The sequence below is a fragment of the Halorubrum salipaludis genome, assembly GCF_002286985.1.
GTDB lineage: Archaea > Halobacteriota > Halobacteria > Halobacteriales > Haloferacaceae > Halorubrum > Halorubrum salipaludis.
Genome location: NZ_NSKC01000001.1, coordinates 96576 through 110160, shown reverse-complemented (window position 1 = coordinate 110160; position 13585 = coordinate 96576). Strand labels below are relative to the sequence as shown.

Genomic DNA, 13585 nt, shown 5'->3' with positions numbered 1-13585 from the left:
CTCAGGCACCTCCCTCGGCGTCGGCTGCGCGGCCCCCATCGGTCGCCGCGTCGTCGACTGCGCGGCCCCCGTCGGTCGCCGCGTCGCCGTACGTTCCCCGCAGGTACTCCACGATGTTCGCGCTCTCGGACATCGTCACCCCGGTCTCGCGGTCGACGATGGCGGGCACGCTCCGGGCGCCGGAGACGCGCTTGACGACGTTACGCTCGGAGTGCATCGGCTCGACGTACCGGGACCGGTACGCCAGTCCCAGCTCGTTGAGGGTGCGGACGACGCGCTCGCAGTACGGACACGCCTGCAGCCGGTACAGGGTGATCGGTGGCTCGCTCATGTCCGATCGGTCGGGCGCCTGCCCCCTAACCGTGTCGGCGGCGGCGGTCGCCGCCGCGGCCGGACCGCCGAGCGGGTTCGGGCTCGCGACCGTCCGCGAGATCCCGTCGGCCCGCGTTCGCGTTCGTCGGACCGCTTCGGAGGGTAACTCTTTAACGGTCACCGGACGGAGAGTCAGGGAGTATGGGCTTGTGGTCGACCACGTTGATGACCGGCGTTCCGCAGCTGCCAGCCATGGACGACCCGATCGTGACGGTCCTCGGTATCCTCACGATAATCGTGTTGCTCGCGATGTCGGCGTTCTTCTCCTCGTCGGAGATCGCCATGTTCTCCCTGCCGAAACACCGCATCGAGAGCCTCGTCGAGGAGGGCGTCGACAGCGCGGAGACGATCGACGGCCTGAAGCAGAACCCGCACCGGCTGCTGGTCACGATCCTCGTCGGCAACAACCTCGTGAACATCGGGATCACGGCAATCGCGACGACGCTCATCGGCGTGTACGTCGAGAGCGCGGTGGTCACCATCCTGCTCACCACCTTCGGGATCACGGCGATCGTGCTGCTGTTCGCCGAGACCGCGCCGAAGTCGTACGCCGTCGAGAACACCGAGTCGTGGGCGCTGCGGATCGCCCGCCCGCTGAAGCTCTCCGAGGGCGTGTTGTACCCCCTCGTCGTCGTCTTCGATTACCTCACCCGCGCGGTCAACAAGGTGACCGGGGGGCGGGCGGCGATCGAGTCCACGTACGTCACCCGCGAGGAGATCCAGAACATCATCGAGACCGGCGAGCGCGAGGGCGTCATCGAGGAGGAGGAACGCGAGATGCTCGACCGCATCTTCCGGTTCAACAACACCATCGCCAAGGAGGTGATGACGCCCCGTCTCGACGTCACCGCGGTCGCGAAGGAGTCCTCCGTCGAGGAGGCGATCGAGAAGTGCATCCAGGCCGACCACGAGCGCGTCCCCGTCTACGAGGGGAACCTCGACAACATCATCGGCGTCGTGACCGTCCGCGACCTGGTCCGCGAGCTGCGCTACTCCGAGGGCGAGCCGTCGCTGGAGCGCGTCGTGAAGCCGACGCTGCACGTCCCCGAGTCGAAGAACGCCGACGAGCTGCTCGCGGAGATGCAGGACAACCGCCTCCAGATGGTCACGGTCATCGACGAGTTCGGCACCACGGAGGGGATCATCACCCTCGAAGACATGGTCGAGGAGATCGTCGGCGAGATCCTGGAGGGCGACGAGGAGGCTCCGGTGGAGTTCTTAGCGGACAACGTCGCCGTCGTACAGGGGGAGGTGAACATCGACGAGGTCAACGAGATGCTCGGGATCGACCTCCCCGAGGGCGAGGAGTTCGAGACGCTCGCCGGCTTCGTGTTCAATCGCGCGGGGCGCCTCGTCGAGGAAGGCGAGGAGATCGAGTTCGACGGGGTCCGGATCCGGATCGAGCGCGTGGACAACACTCGGATCATGTCCGCGCGCGTGACGGTGCTCGACGACGCGGCCGACTCGGTCGAGTCGACGGCGGACGGCGACGCGACGGAATCCGTCGGGGAGCCCGAAGCCGCCCCGAACGACGCGGAGTAGCACGCAGACGTGACCCGTGGCCGGGCGAGGCGGAGTTCCGCTGATCCGGTCGATCGCTTATAAATAGCTGATACCGGGTCGCTGGTGACCAGTTCCGAAGGCCCAGCCGCTAGGTTATAAGTGGTTCACGGCGGATCGACGGTGAACACCACCAAAGCCCCAGCCGCTCGGTTATAAATGGTTGCTGTCAGATCGACGGTGAACACCGCCAAAGCCCCAGCCGCTCGGTTATAAATGGTTGCTGTCAGATCGACGGTGAACACCGCCAAAGCCCCAGCCGCTCGGTTATAAATGGTTGCTGTCAGATCGACGGTGAACACCGCCAAAGCCCCAGCCGCGAGGGCGGCGCACGCTCGCTGCGCCCCTCACTCGGTCGCTCACTCCGTTCGCTCCCTCGTTGCGGTGCTTACGTCGCCTGCGCCGCCCTCGCGGCTGCCCCTTTGAGTCCCACCCGACAACAACCGCAACCGCATCCTCACACCTCCCCAGCCTCGTCGGTCGCCTCCGCTTTGCTCCGGCGACCGACTCCCTCGCGCGTGCTACTCGGCCGCGGGGCGGCCTCGCAGGCACGCGCCACCGCACAGTTACTTATAAACGATGGTCGTTGTCGGGTCGCCGTCTTATCGAGTTCGTTTCAAAAGCCGGTCTCCAGTCAATCTCCAGTTACACCGCGTACGCCCGGGCGGCCGCGACCAGCGCCTTCCGATAGTCGCTCTCGGAGGGGTCGGGGCCGAGGTCGAGGAACCGCTGTTTGAACGCGTCGACGTCGACGGCGTCGGTGTCGCTGGCGGCCGCGCGCGCGAGGTCGTAGATGCGGTGGTCCGTGCCAGCGATGTCGTGGCGCTCGACTAAGGCGAGCGCGAACGCGGCGTTGACAGCGGTGATCTCCGGGTCCGCGCCGCCCGTGACCGGCTGACCGCCGTCCCGGGAGACCCTGGGACGGTCCGCGACCGCGGCCGCGAGGGTCGACTCGAGGAAGCCGAGGAGCTTGTCCGCGGGCGCGACCGAGAGCGTGATGTCGTCGGCGTAGATGTCCTTCATGTGGTTCGCGATCTGGTAGCAGTGCGCGAGTTTGCGGCGCTCCACCTGCTCGCCGGAGAGCCCGAGGTATAACGCCTCTTCCGTCGACTGGACGTGGGAGGCGTGCCCCTCTTCGTAGCGGGCCATGTGTGAGAGCTCGTGAACGGCGAGCTCGCGGGCCATCGCGCTGGTGGCGGCGCGCTTCGAGACGTTCAGGACGTGGTAGCCGTCGTAGTGGCCGGCCCACGTCCGCTCGTCGGGGTCCTCGCGCACCTTCACGCGGACCGGGTCGTCAAGGGACCACTCGGTCTCGAACAGGTCGGCGGCGCCGAGAAACGGGTCGGGGGGGACATCCCCCTGTACGCGGAGATCCATGCGTACAGTTCACACGGGTGGGTCGGGTAAGTCTCTTGCGCCCGTCGAACCCTTTTGCCGCCACACGTCGAACGTCGCGCCATGGTCACGCGCGTCTACGCGGCGTACGATGACGGGCTCCGGGTCATCGACCCGGAAACGGGATCGGTCTCGCTCCGACTGGCGGACCGCCCGGTCGAGTGCCTCTCAGTCGAGTGCCTCTCGGTCGGCCCGGGAGCCGACGGGGATGGGAGCGCCGGCTCCGACGGCACCCGAGTGCTCGCCGGAACCTCCGACGCGGGGCTGTTCCGCTCGACCGACGGGGGAGAGACCTTCGAGCGCGTCGCGAGCGAGAGCCTCGCCCCCGGCGGGACGGGCCCCGACGCGGTCACCGCGGTCGCGACGAGCCCGCACGACCCGGCCGTCGTCTGGATCGGGACTGAGCCCTCGCGGGTCTTCCGGTCCGTCGACGGCGGGCGGACCGCCGAGCGCGTCGGCGGGCTGACCGCGGTCCCGTCCGCGTCCGAGTGGTCGTTCCCGCCCCGACCCGACACCCACCACGTCCGGTGGATCGAGCCGTCTCCGGCGGACTCGGACCGGTGGTTCGTGGGCGTCGAGGCCGGCGCGCTGGTCGTGACTCCGGACGGCGGCGAGACGTGGCTGGACCGGCCCGAGGGGTCCCGGCGCGACAACCACGCGCTCGCGACGCACCCGGCCGCCCCGGACTGGGTGTACGCCGCCGCGGGCGACGGGTTCGCGGAGAGCGAGGACCGCGGCGAGTCGTGGCGCGTCGTCGACCGCGGGCTCGACCACGGATACGTCTGGGGGCTGGCGGTCGACCCCGGCGACCCCGAGACGGCGATCGTGAGCGCGGCCTCGGGGGCGACGGCGGCGCACCGCCGCGGCGAGGCGTACCTCTACCGGCGGACGACGGGGGACGGATCGGACGCGTCGCCGCGGTTCGAGCGCCTCGACGACCGGGGGATTCCGACCGGCGAGGGGACCTACCGGGCGGTCCTCGCGAGCGGCGGGGAGTCGGGGGGCGTCTGGGTGATACACAATGAGGGGCTCTACCGGACCCGCGACGCCGGCGAGTCGTTCGAGCGCGTCCCCGCGGATCTGCCGGCGTCGCCCGCGCGGGCGCTCGCCGTCAGGTGATCCGGTGATCAGTCGATCTGGTGATCAGTCCCGAACGAGGCCGACGACGAGGTAGACGATCGGCGTGTCGAGGACGGCGATCGCGAGCTTGAGGAGGTACTGGCCGAGGCCGAGCGCGACGAGGACGCTCCCCGGGAGCGGATCCCCGGACCCCAGCAGGAGCGGCGCGGCGTAGAACGCGACGCCGACGAAGATCGCGGTGTCGATCGCCTGACTGCTGGCGGTCGACGCGATGTTTCGCAGCCACAGCAGCCCCTCACCGGTGCGGTCGCGGATCGCGTGGAAGACGAACACGTCCCAGTTCTGGCTCACGACGTACGCGAGCAGGCTGCCCGCGACGACGTTGGCCGCGGGGCCGAGCGCGGTGTCGAAGGCGGCGGCGACCTCGGGATTGACGCCCGGCGCCACGAGGGTGGACCAGACGAGAGCGAGCACGAGGAAGTTCGCGAGGAAGGCGACGTTGACGACCACCTGCGTCGCGCGGCGCCCGTACAGCTCGGCGTAGGCGTCGGACGCGAGGAACGTCAGCGCGTACGCGAGCGCGGCGCCCGGCAGCGTGATCTCGGCGCCGACGACCGGGAGCGCGAACGGGAGGGGTAAGGCGATCACCTTCGCGGCGGTGAGCTGTGCGGTCGCCAGCGCGACGACGAACAGCGTGATCAGCCCGACCGCGGCCACCGCGGAGCGATCGAGGGGGTCGACCGCGAACGGTCCCTCACTGCCCGCCGCCCCGCTCGTCCGACTACTCATCGTCTCCCCCGTCGCCGCGAGCGGTTTCGTCTCCGTCCTCCAGCCGGTCGTGACGGGCGTCGATCTCGTCGAGCACGTCGAGGGTCTTGCGGATAGACGCGCGGACGGCGTCGCTGCGGTTCACGAATTTCCCGTCATCGCCGACGTGCTCGTCGAGGTCGTCGAGCAGCTCGCCCGGGATCTCGACGCTTATCTTAGGCATACCGCGGCGGAGACGACGCTGGCGTATGAGTGTTATTATCCGAGTATTCCTCGAAGAGCACCGATCCTGAACGTCTCCAGATCGGACGTCCGTCGTGCGCCGTCGCTCGAGAGCACGGTTCCTCCGCGAGCGCGGGCGTCGACGCCGAAGACCGACCGCGGACGACCTGGCGAAATACCCTACCATGCCCGGTCGCCAGCGGGGGCGCAATGCCCGCTCGGATCCACACGCGCGGGAGTGCTAACGGTTTCGGTGGCGCCCCGAGCGCAGACGCGCTGATCCGACGCCTCGAACTTCTCACCCACGGGCCACGCACTTCTTGTCACCCTCCCCCACGCGACCGCCGTAGCGAAGCGGTTAAGGGCGAACCGCGGGAAATACGGGCAACTCGCTGGTGCGGACACAGCGGGCACTCGCCGCCGGGGTCGGCCTCGACGCAATAGTCGTCGACGCCGCGCTCCGGGACGAGACGACATGTGGCCGCTTCGCGGCTGAATCGCAACCGTCCGCGGACAACATATGGCACGAAGCTTCTACTCGCACATCAAGGAGGCGTGGCGGTCCCCCAAGGAGGGGAAACTCGCAGAGCTGCAGTGGCAGCGCAAACAGGAGTGGCGCGACGAGGGCGCCATCGAGCGCATCGAGCGCCCCACGCGCCTCGACAAGGCCCGTGAGCTCGGCTACAAGGCCAAGCAGGGCGTCATCGTCGCCCGCGTGAGCGTCCGCAAGGGCGGCTCGCGCAAACAGCGCCACAAGGCCGGTCGTCGCTCGAAGCGTCAGGGCGTCAACCGCCTCTCGCGGCGCAAGTCGATCCAGCGCATCTCGGAGGAGCGCGCCTCGCGCAAGTACCGGAACCTCCGCGTGCTCAACTCCTACTGGGTCGGCGAGGACGGCTCCCAGAAGTGGCACGAAGTGATTCTGGTGGACCCGAACCACCCCGCGATCGAGAACGACGACGATCTCGGATGGATCGCCTCGGACGACCACAAGGGGCGCGCGTACCGCGGGCTCACCTCCGCCGGCACCAAGGGCCGCGGTCAGCGCACGCGCGGGAAGGGTACCGAGAAGACCCGCCCGAGCGTCACCGGCAACGACCGTCAGGGCAAGTAAGCCCGACCGCGATCTCCGATCGACTTCTTCCGTTTATCAATCGCGAGCGGCGGCGCCGTCGTAGCGCAGTTGATCGGCGAACGATGCGTTTGATCGAGATCGGGAGTAGGTCTTCGCACGTTTGTGGTGTGATTGTTTATTAGTGAGAGAGTGGTGTTGCTGTCGGCTGGATCTACGTGAGCGACGGCACTGTGGTGAAGACCTGCAAAGCTCCAGCCGCGACGACTCGCGCGGCTTGCTGCGCTCCTCGCTCGCGGTGCTCGCTGCGGTCCTTACTACGCCGAGCTTCGTCCTCGCGGCTGCCCCTTTGGATCCTCCCGACCGCTCCGCAACCGCGCCTCACGCCTCCCCAGCCTCGTCGCTGGCGGCTGTCGCCGCCAGCGACTCCCTCGCGCGGTGCTGCTCGCGGCCGCCTTCGGCGGCACGCTCGCAGGCACGCGCCACCGCAGATCATTTATAATCAATCGTTGTCCCCGCTCATACTCCTTTTAAATATGCTCTCATCGCCACTGATCTGCATTACCTACTCCCGTTATCGATCGCCGCCATGTCTAATCGACTGCTAGAGTACATCAATCGCTAGGGATTCGACAGAGCCAAAAAACGAAACCAGGGGAACGCGAGCGTGCGTGTTCGAACGGCGGTACGCGGCCGGAACGGCTGAGTGTGTGCTGTGTCCTATCCGAAGCTCACATCGCACCGCCCATGCCGCCCATACCGCCCATGCCGCCGGCGGGGGCGCCGCCCTCGTCGTCGTCGCCGCCGGTCGAGAGGTCGCCCGCGGAGATGATGTCGTCGATTTTCAGCACGAGGTTCGCGGCCTCGGCGGCGGAGGCAATCGCCTGCTCCTTCGCGTGGGCCGTCTCGACGACGCCGGCCTCGGTCGTGTTCTCGACCTCGCCGGAGAAGACGTTCAGCCCGGCGTCGGTGTCGCCGGCCTCGTGGGCCGCGCGCAGGTCGACGAGCAGGTCGATGGCGTCGAGCCCGGCGTTCTCGGCGAGCACGCGCGGGATCAGCTCGAGCGAGTCGGCGAACGCCTCGACGGCGAGCTGCTCGCGGCCGGAGACGGAGTCCGCGTAGTCGCGCAGCCGGCGGGCGAGCTCGACCTCGATGGCGCCGCCGCCGGGCAGGGTGCGCCCGTCGGAGACGGTCGTCGAGACCACGTCGATCGCGTCCTGAATGCCGCGTTCGAGCTCGTCGACGACGTGCTCGGTGGTACCGTACAGGAGGAGCGTGACGCCGTGGGCGTCCTCGCCCTCGACGTAGAACAGCTCCTCCTCAGTGTCGCGGGTGACCGAGCCGACCGCGAGGTCGTCGGCCGTGAGCGAGTCGAGGTCGCTGACGATCGGCGCGCCGAGCACGTTCTTGAGGAAGGTCAGGTCGGACTTCTTCGTCCGGCGGACCGCGAGGATACCCTCCTTCGCGAGGTAGTGCTGGGCGAGGTCGTCGATCCCCTTCTGACAGAAGACCACGTCGGCGCCCGACTCGACGATCTTGTCGACCTTCTCGCGGAGCTCCTCCTCCTCTTTATCGAGGAAGCGCTGGAGCTGGTCGGGGGACTCGACGTTGACGGCGGTGTCGACGTCGGCCTCCTCGACCTCGATCGGGTCGTTGAGCAGGAGGACGTCGGCCGCCTCGAAGTCGGTCGGCATGTCCTCGTGGACCGGGTCCTTGTCGACGACGGCACCGGAGAGGAGCCGGGACTCGCCGGCCGCGCGGCCGGTGCGCGTCTCGATGTTGAGGTTCGCCAGATCGACGACGTGGGAGCTGTCGTCGGCCTCGACCGTGACGCCCTGGATCGCGCGGACGACGAGGTCGGCGAGCACGTCCTTGTCGAGCTCCGCGCCCTTGCCGGTCATCGACGTCTCGGCGACGCTCTTCAGGGTCTCTGTGTCGTCGGGGTCGACCGCGGTGGCGACCTCGTCGACCTGTTCGCGGGCGTACTCGCTCGCGAGGTTGAAGCCCTTGATGACGGCCGTCGGGTGGATGTCCTGCTCGAGGAGGTCCTCGGCGTTCTTGAGGAGCTCGCCCGCGATTGCGACCGCGCTCGTCGTGCCGTCGCCGGCCTCGTCCTCCTGGGTCTCGGCGACCTCGACGATCATCTCGGCGGTCGGGTTGTCGATGTCCATCGTCTGCAGGATGGTGACGCCGTCGTTCGTGATGGTGACGTCGCCCATCGAGTCGACGAGCATCTTGTCCATCCCTTTCGGCCCGAGCGTCGAGCGTACGGACTCGGCGACGCCGCGCGCCGCGGAGATGTTGTACTCCTGTGCGTCCTTGTCCTTGACGCGCTGGGCGTCGTCGCCCATGATGATCATCGGCTGACCCTGCTGCATTCGCTGACTCATACACCGCTTGATTGATTGTGATTCTATATAAATATGTCGTTGATCGGCGTTCGCCCGACGCCGTCACGGCCCGATTAGCTGCCGGAGAAACCGCAGTACTCCACGGCCTTCGACCGACATTTGTGTGTATCGTTAGCACGGGACTTCGGTGCGATCGAACGCCCGTATCTAACCGATTTATATACGGATCCACGCGGTCGTCGGATCGAGGAACGCTCCCGGCGGGAGCACCGCTGCTGGAACGCCGTTGTCGCGGTTCGCTGTCGGTCGCTTCAGGGACGCCGCTGTGAACTATCGAACGAAAACGGAAAAGCGGGGTCGGCCGCGATCGGTCACCGATCGAGCTCGTCGGTCTCGGTGAGGTACTCCGAGTCGACCTCGTCGATCGTCGGTTCCGGCGGTTCGTCGGCGGCGTCGAGCTCGCGTCGGTTGAGGCGACTCTCCAACTGCCGGCGCTTGTTCCTCCCTTTCCGCTCGCGACCTGATTTCGTGTCTGGCATCGTCACCTGTGTCAACATTACCCATACATATGAGTCTTGTGTCGGTGTGCGAGAACGTCTACACACGACCGATCAGCGTCGATACGCGACGCTGGGAGTTCGAAGGCGTCGACAACAAACGCCAGGAGAGGGATTTGAACCACAGTTGTTCCGCTCGCTTCGCTCGCTCCACTCCCTGGTTCAAATCCACGTCCGGGTTCGTCGACGCCGGACTCGCTCGTCGCTCCGCTCCTCGCTCGTAGTCGGCGTCGACAAGAAACGCCAGGAGAGGGATTTGAACCCCCGATCCCGGAAGGGAACACGCTTTCCAGGCGTGCGCCTTACCACTCGGCCATCCTGGCTCCGGATTGAGGTAATCCGGTGGGACTGTTAAGTCCTTCTTTTCGCGTGGAGTCGGTGCTCGGTCGCGTACGCGATCCCGCCGGACGCGACGGCGATCGCCCCCGCGATCGCGAACAGCTCGGCGTATCCGAACGGGAGGTCGCCGTCGAGGAGCAGGTACCCCTGTGCGAGCACGAGGAACGCGAACCCGCCGACGAGGCCCCACAGGGCGGCGGACCGGGCCCTCGCCCGAGGGGTTGCCGGGACGCCGGGCGGATCGCCGGATCCGCCGCTTTCGGCCTCGCCGCTTTCGGCCTCGCCGCTTCCGGCCCTCTCGACGGAGCCGTCCGCCATCTACTCGACGACGGCGACGGCCTCGATCTCCACGTCGGCGCCCTTCGGGAGCGCCCCGACCTCCACGGCCGACCGGGCGGGCGGCGACTCGTCGAAGTAGTCCGCATACGTCTCGTTCATCTCGTCGAAGTCGTCGATGTCGGCGAGGAAGACGGTCGTTTTGAGCACGTCCTCCGGCGCCGCGCCCGCCTCGTCGAGCACCGCCACGAGGTTGTTGAGGACCTGTTCAGTCTGTTCCGCGACCGACGCGTCGTCGCGGAGGTCCCCGTCCGGCGTCAACGCGATCTGCCCGGCCGTGAACACGAGGTCGCCGTCCGTCGTCGCCTGACTGTACGCGCCGACCGCCGCGGGGGCCGCGTCGGTGTGGACTGTCTCCTTCATGCGCGTCCGCCTTCGACGGGGGAGCATAAAGTGACCGGGGAACGCGCCCTCCGCGCCACCGTTGCGCCTATATCCTTTGCGTGCTAACACACGACACATGACGGGCGCAGAAATCGTCCCGGTCGTCGCGATCCTCGGCGCGGTGGCCCTGATCAACCTCGCGTTCGCGTGGCTGTTCACGCGCGGGGACCGCGATCCCGCCGACTTCCTCGGATCGGCGCGGGAGGTACCCGAGGAGGCGAAGGCCGATCCGGACCCGAAAGCCGATCCGGACCCGCCCGGCGACGGGGCGACGGGACTCGCGGTGACCGCGGGAGAGGAGGGGCCGGCCGGCGACCCGCCGCCGCTCGACGCCAACGGCGAGACGGTCGTCTGCCGGCACTGCGGCGCGGAGAACCGGACCGGCTACCACTACTGCCGGTGGTGCGTTCGCTCCGGCTTCGTCGACGACGGAGCGGGCGGCACCGCGGGGGCGGCGATGACGAATCGGTCGCTGTGAGGCCGCCGCGCCGGCGGTTCGTCGCGGGTTCGTCGCGGGTTCGTCGCGGGTTCGTCGCGGGTTCGTCGCGGGTTCGTCGCGGGTTCGTCGCGGGTTCGTCGCGGGTTCGTCGCGAACCCCTTGCGGTGCGGTCAGTCCGCGTCGACCCGGCAGCCGCCCGAGTAGTCGATCCCCTCGATCGTCTCGATGCCGCCCTCGCCACAGACCGGGCAGTCGGGGTTCCGCCGATAGGGCACGGACTCGAAGCTCATGTCCATCGCGTCGTAGAAGAGCACCCGTCCCTCCAGCGGGTCGCCGGCATCGAGCAGGAGCTTGATCGCCTCGGTCGCCTGAATGCATCCGACCGTCCCGGGGAGCACGCCGAGCACCCCGGTCGCCGCGCAGTCGGGCACCGTCCCCGGCTCCGGCGCCTCCGGGAACAGACACCGGTAGCAGGGCCCCTCGGGGACGAGCGTCGTCGCCTGCCCCTCGAACTTGTAGATGGCGCCGTGAACGACCGGAAGCCCCTCGATCCGCGCCGCGTCGTTGACGACGTACCGGGTCCGGAAGTTGTCGGCGCAGTCGACGACGAGGTCGTAGCCGGCGAGCAGATCGCGGACGTTCCCCTCGTCGAGCCGGGTCTCGTGGGTCTCCACGTCGATGTCGGGGTTGAGTCGGTCGACGTACCGCGCCGCCGACTCGACCTTCGGCTCCCCCACGTCGCTGTCACCGTGGATCACCTGTCGCTGGAGGTTCGAGCGCTCGACCACGTCGTCGTCGACGATCCCGAGCGTGCCGACGCCCGCGGCCGCGAGGTACTGGATGACCGGCGCCCCGAGCCCGCCGGCGCCGACCACGAGCGCGCGGGCGTCGAGCAGCCGCTTCTGCCCCTCCGGCCCGACCTCGTCCATGATCACGTGCCTGGAGTACCGGTCGAGCTGGTCGGCGTCGAGCGAGAGACTCATGGGTCGATCTGGGCAGGGAGTCGGTATAATCGTGTTCCCGACTGGACGCGAGCTCGGACTATTACTCATCAGGCCCTACTGCCGCGGCGAACGCCTTCCCTGAAGCCCAGCCGCTCGGCCATACGACGACGTGCTCGCTTATAAACCGCTGATCGACGCAGACGAGACCTCCTAAGCCCCAGCCGCTCGGCCATACGACGACGTGCTCGCTTATAAACCGCTGATCGACGCAGACGAGACCTCCAAAGCCCCAGCCGCTCGGCCATACGACGACGTGCTCGCTTATAAATCGCTGATCGACGCGGACGAGACCTCCAAAGCCCCAGCCGCGAGGCGGGCAGACGCTCGCTGCGCTCCTCACTCGGTCGCTCACTCCGTTCGCTCCCTCGTTGCGGTGCTTACGTCGCCTCTGCCCGCCTCGCGGCTGCCCCTTTGAGTCCCACCCCGCCCCACACAGCACCGCACCTCACTCCTCCCCAGCCTCGCGGTTCGCGCTCTCCGAGCGCTCACCGCGTCCCTCGCACGCGCTCCTCGCGGCCGCTTTGAAGCGGCCGCTCGGAGGCGCGCGCCACCGCAGTCATCAGCCGTACCGATCGCCTCGTGGTCCGACGCCGATTCAATAGCCTTCAAGTACCCCTCCGGCAAAGCTTGCGACATGCAGACGCTGCTTTTGAACGCGGACGACGTCGACGAGAACGCACGCATGGACCGCGTCATCGACGCGGTGCGGGGCGCGTTCACGGCCTACGAGCGCGGCAACGCCAAGATGCCGGCGAAGTCGTACATCGACCTCCCCGAGTACAACGGCGACTTCCGGTCGATGCCGGCCTACCTCGACGTACGGACCGAAGACACCGACGAGGACACCGGCTGGGACGCGGCCGGGATCAAGTGGGTGAACGTCCACACGGACAACCCCGCCGACCACGACCTCCCGACCGTGATGGGGACGATGATCTACTCGGACCCCGAGACCGCGTTCCCGCTGGCGGTCCTCGACGGCACGACGCTCACGATGAAGCGCACGGGCGCGGCGGCCGCGGTCGCCACCGACGAGCTGGCGGTCCCGGACGCGAGCTCGCTCGGGATCGTCGGCGCCGGCGTCCAGTCGTACACCCAGCTCGAAGCAATCGCCGCGGTGCGCGACATCGAAGAGGTCGTCGTGAGCGACCTCGACGAGGAGCGCGTCGCGAACTTCATCGACGCCTTCGAGGACCGGTTCGACGTGCGAGCGGGCTCGATCGCGGAGGCCGGCCACTGCGACGTACTCTCGACGGTGACCCCCGTGGAGGACCCCATCGTCGGCCCCGACGACGTGGGCGAACACACCCACGTCAACGCGATGGGCGCGGACGCGGCCGGCAAACACGAGCTCGCGGACGACCTCCTCCTCGACGCGACGATCGTCATCGACGACCACGAGCAGTGCACCCACTCCGGCGAGATCAACGTCCCCTACGCCGCGGGCGACCTGACCGACGACGACATCTACGGCGAGATCGGCGAGATCGTCGTCGGCCGCCGGCCGGGACGCGCGGGGACCGTCGGCACCGCGGACGGCGAGGGCGTCGACGGCGTCACCGTCTTCGACTCCACCGGCCTCGCGATCCAGGACGTGGCCGCCGCCCGCGTCGTCTACGAGCAGGCCGACGACAACGACAACGGCTATCCGTTCGACCTCCTCGGGCTCGACGGCTGAGCCCGACGCGCGGATTTTTCACCGCGGCACT

The 13585-nt window shown here is 68.2% G+C and carries 16 protein-coding genes and 1 tRNA gene; 5 read left to right on the top strand and 12 right to left on the bottom strand.

The features are described 5' to 3' along the window. Nucleotide 1 precedes the first annotated feature (1 nt). A complete protein-coding gene (locus CK500_RS00535; protein ID WP_095635711.1) occupies nt 2-331 on the bottom strand; it encodes a glutaredoxin family protein in 330 nt (109 codons plus the stop codon). Nucleotides 332-513: 182 nt separating this feature from the next. On the opposite strand from CK500_RS00535, the gene CK500_RS00530 reads away from it, so the two are divergent. Further along, on the top strand, nt 514-1914 hold the full coding sequence (locus CK500_RS00530) for a hemolysin family protein (RefSeq protein WP_095635311.1): 1401 nt from the start codon (nt 514-516) through the stop codon (nt 1912-1914). Between the two features lie 125 nt (nt 1915-2039). On the opposite strand, the gene CK500_RS00525 is transcribed toward CK500_RS00530, so the two are convergent. Further along, a complete protein-coding gene (locus CK500_RS00525; RefSeq protein WP_233138638.1) occupies nt 2040-2177 on the bottom strand; it encodes a hypothetical protein in 138 nt (45 codons plus the stop codon). A 400-nt stretch (nt 2178-2577) separates the two neighbouring features. Beyond that, nucleotides 2578-3309, bottom strand: a complete 732-nt coding sequence (locus CK500_RS00520; protein ID WP_095635310.1) for a DUF5781 family protein — start codon at nt 3307-3309, stop codon at nt 2578-2580. Nucleotides 3310-3390: 81 nt separating this feature from the next. On the opposite strand from CK500_RS00520, the gene CK500_RS00515 reads away from it, so the two are divergent. After that, complete coding sequence (locus CK500_RS00515; RefSeq protein ID WP_095635309.1) at nt 3391-4446, top strand: WD40/YVTN/BNR-like repeat-containing protein; 1056 nt, start codon at nt 3391-3393, stop codon at nt 4444-4446. Nucleotides 4447-4470: 24 nt separating this feature from the next. Here the strand turns inward: CK500_RS00515 and CK500_RS00510 are convergent, their stop codons facing one another. Both CK500_RS00510 and CK500_RS00505 read right to left on the bottom strand, forming a co-directional pair. Further along, on the bottom strand, nt 4471-5196 hold the full coding sequence (locus CK500_RS00510) for a queuosine precursor transporter (RefSeq protein WP_095635308.1): 726 nt from the start codon (nt 5194-5196) through the stop codon (nt 4471-4473). Beyond that, a complete protein-coding gene (locus CK500_RS00505; RefSeq protein ID WP_095635307.1) occupies nt 5189-5398 on the bottom strand; it encodes a ribbon-helix-helix domain-containing protein in 210 nt (69 codons plus the stop codon). The genes CK500_RS00510 and CK500_RS00505 overlap by 8 nt, the downstream gene beginning before the upstream one ends. 519 nt (nt 5399-5917) lie before the next feature. Here CK500_RS00505 and CK500_RS00500 point away from each other — a divergent pair. Further along, nucleotides 5918-6508: a 50S ribosomal protein L15e gene (locus CK500_RS00500; RefSeq protein ID WP_095635306.1), complete on the top strand. Its 591-nt coding sequence runs from the start codon at nt 5918-5920 to the stop codon at nt 6506-6508. Between the two features lie 689 nt (nt 6509-7197). On the opposite strand, the gene thsB is transcribed toward CK500_RS00500, so the two are convergent. The 5 genes from thsB to CK500_RS00475 all read right to left on the bottom strand — a co-directional run bounded on the left by thsB (nt 7198) and on the right by CK500_RS00475 (nt 10412). Then, nucleotides 7198-8844 (bottom strand): thermosome subunit beta, encoded by a 1647-nt coding sequence (gene thsB, locus CK500_RS00495; RefSeq protein WP_095635709.1) that lies wholly within the window; start codon nt 8842-8844, stop codon nt 7198-7200. 344 nt (nt 8845-9188) lie between these two features. Next, nucleotides 9189-9356 (bottom strand): hypothetical protein, encoded by a 168-nt coding sequence (locus CK500_RS00490; RefSeq protein ID WP_198951473.1) that lies wholly within the window; start codon nt 9354-9356, stop codon nt 9189-9191. 259 nt (nt 9357-9615) lie between these two features. Further along, nucleotides 9616-9697, bottom strand: a tRNA-Ser gene (locus tag CK500_RS00485). Between the two features lie 28 nt (nt 9698-9725). Next, the gene (locus CK500_RS00480) at nt 9726-10031 is read right to left on the bottom strand and encodes a hypothetical protein (RefSeq protein ID WP_095635304.1); all 306 of its coding nucleotides are present in this window, start codon (nt 10029-10031) and stop codon (nt 9726-9728) included. Further along, the gene (locus CK500_RS00475) at nt 10032-10412 is read right to left on the bottom strand and encodes a Rid family detoxifying hydrolase (protein ID WP_095635303.1); all 381 of its coding nucleotides are present in this window, start codon (nt 10410-10412) and stop codon (nt 10032-10034) included. It abuts the gene before it with no gap. A gap of 97 nt (nt 10413-10509) precedes the next feature. On the opposite strand from CK500_RS00475, the gene CK500_RS00470 reads away from it, so the two are divergent. Beyond that, the gene (locus tag CK500_RS00470) at nt 10510-10911 is read left to right on the top strand and encodes a DUF7577 domain-containing protein (RefSeq protein WP_095635302.1); all 402 of its coding nucleotides are present in this window, start codon (nt 10510-10512) and stop codon (nt 10909-10911) included. Nucleotides 10912-11042: 131 nt separating this feature from the next. On the opposite strand, the gene ubaA is transcribed toward CK500_RS00470, so the two are convergent. Next, the gene (gene ubaA / locus CK500_RS00465; protein ID WP_095635301.1) at nt 11043-11855 is read right to left on the bottom strand and encodes an SAMP-activating enzyme E1; all 813 of its coding nucleotides are present in this window, start codon (nt 11853-11855) and stop codon (nt 11043-11045) included. A 61-nt stretch (nt 11856-11916) separates the two neighbouring features. Beyond that, nucleotides 11917-12228, bottom strand: a complete 312-nt coding sequence (locus tag CK500_RS16690; protein WP_144049495.1) for a hypothetical protein — start codon at nt 12226-12228, stop codon at nt 11917-11919. A 282-nt stretch (nt 12229-12510) separates the two neighbouring features. Here CK500_RS16690 and CK500_RS00460 point away from each other — a divergent pair, with 282 nt between their 5' ends. Beyond that, nucleotides 12511-13554 carry an ornithine cyclodeaminase family protein gene (locus CK500_RS00460; protein WP_095635300.1) on the top strand — a complete coding sequence of 348 codons (1044 nt, stop codon included), beginning with the start codon at nt 12511-12513 and terminating at the stop codon, nt 13552-13554. Nucleotides 13555-13585: the final 31 nt, after the last annotated feature.

What these genes read in the sequence shown, in the direction of transcription:
- CK500_RS00535 (WP_095635711.1), bottom strand. Translation starts at nt 331, where the DNA reads ATGAGCGAGCCACCGATCACCCTGTACCGGCTGCAGGCGTGTCCGTAC.
- CK500_RS00530 (WP_095635311.1), top strand. Translation starts at nt 514, where the DNA reads ATGGGCTTGTGGTCGACCACGTTGATGACCGGCGTTCCGCAGCTGCCA.
- CK500_RS00520 (WP_095635310.1), bottom strand. Translation starts at nt 3,309, where the DNA reads ATGGATCTCCGCGTACAGGGGGATGTCCCCCCCGACCCGTTTCTCGGC.
- CK500_RS00515 (WP_095635309.1), top strand. Translation starts at nt 3,391, where the DNA reads ATGGTCACGCGCGTCTACGCGGCGTACGATGACGGGCTCCGGGTCATC.
- CK500_RS00510 (WP_095635308.1), bottom strand. Translation starts at nt 5,196, where the DNA reads ATGAGTAGTCGGACGAGCGGGGCGGCGGGCAGTGAGGGACCGTTCGCG.
- CK500_RS00505 (WP_095635307.1), bottom strand. Translation starts at nt 5,398, where the DNA reads ATGCCTAAGATAAGCGTCGAGATCCCGGGCGAGCTGCTCGACGACCTC.
- CK500_RS00500 (WP_095635306.1), top strand. Translation starts at nt 5,918, where the DNA reads ATGGCACGAAGCTTCTACTCGCACATCAAGGAGGCGTGGCGGTCCCCC.
- thsB (WP_095635709.1), bottom strand. Translation starts at nt 8,844, where the DNA reads ATGCAGCAGGGTCAGCCGATGATCATCATGGGCGACGACGCCCAGCGC.
- CK500_RS00490 (WP_198951473.1), bottom strand. Translation starts at nt 9,356, where the DNA reads ATGCCAGACACGAAATCAGGTCGCGAGCGGAAAGGGAGGAACAAGCGC.
- CK500_RS00480 (WP_095635304.1), bottom strand. Translation starts at nt 10,031, where the DNA reads ATGGCGGACGGCTCCGTCGAGAGGGCCGGAAGCGGCGAGGCCGAAAGC.
- CK500_RS00475 (WP_095635303.1), bottom strand. Translation starts at nt 10,412, where the DNA reads ATGAAGGAGACAGTCCACACCGACGCGGCCCCCGCGGCGGTCGGCGCG.
- CK500_RS00470 (WP_095635302.1), top strand. Translation starts at nt 10,510, where the DNA reads ATGACGGGCGCAGAAATCGTCCCGGTCGTCGCGATCCTCGGCGCGGTG.
- ubaA (WP_095635301.1), bottom strand. Translation starts at nt 11,855, where the DNA reads ATGAGTCTCTCGCTCGACGCCGACCAGCTCGACCGGTACTCCAGGCAC.
- CK500_RS00460 (WP_095635300.1), top strand. Translation starts at nt 12,511, where the DNA reads ATGCAGACGCTGCTTTTGAACGCGGACGACGTCGACGAGAACGCACGC.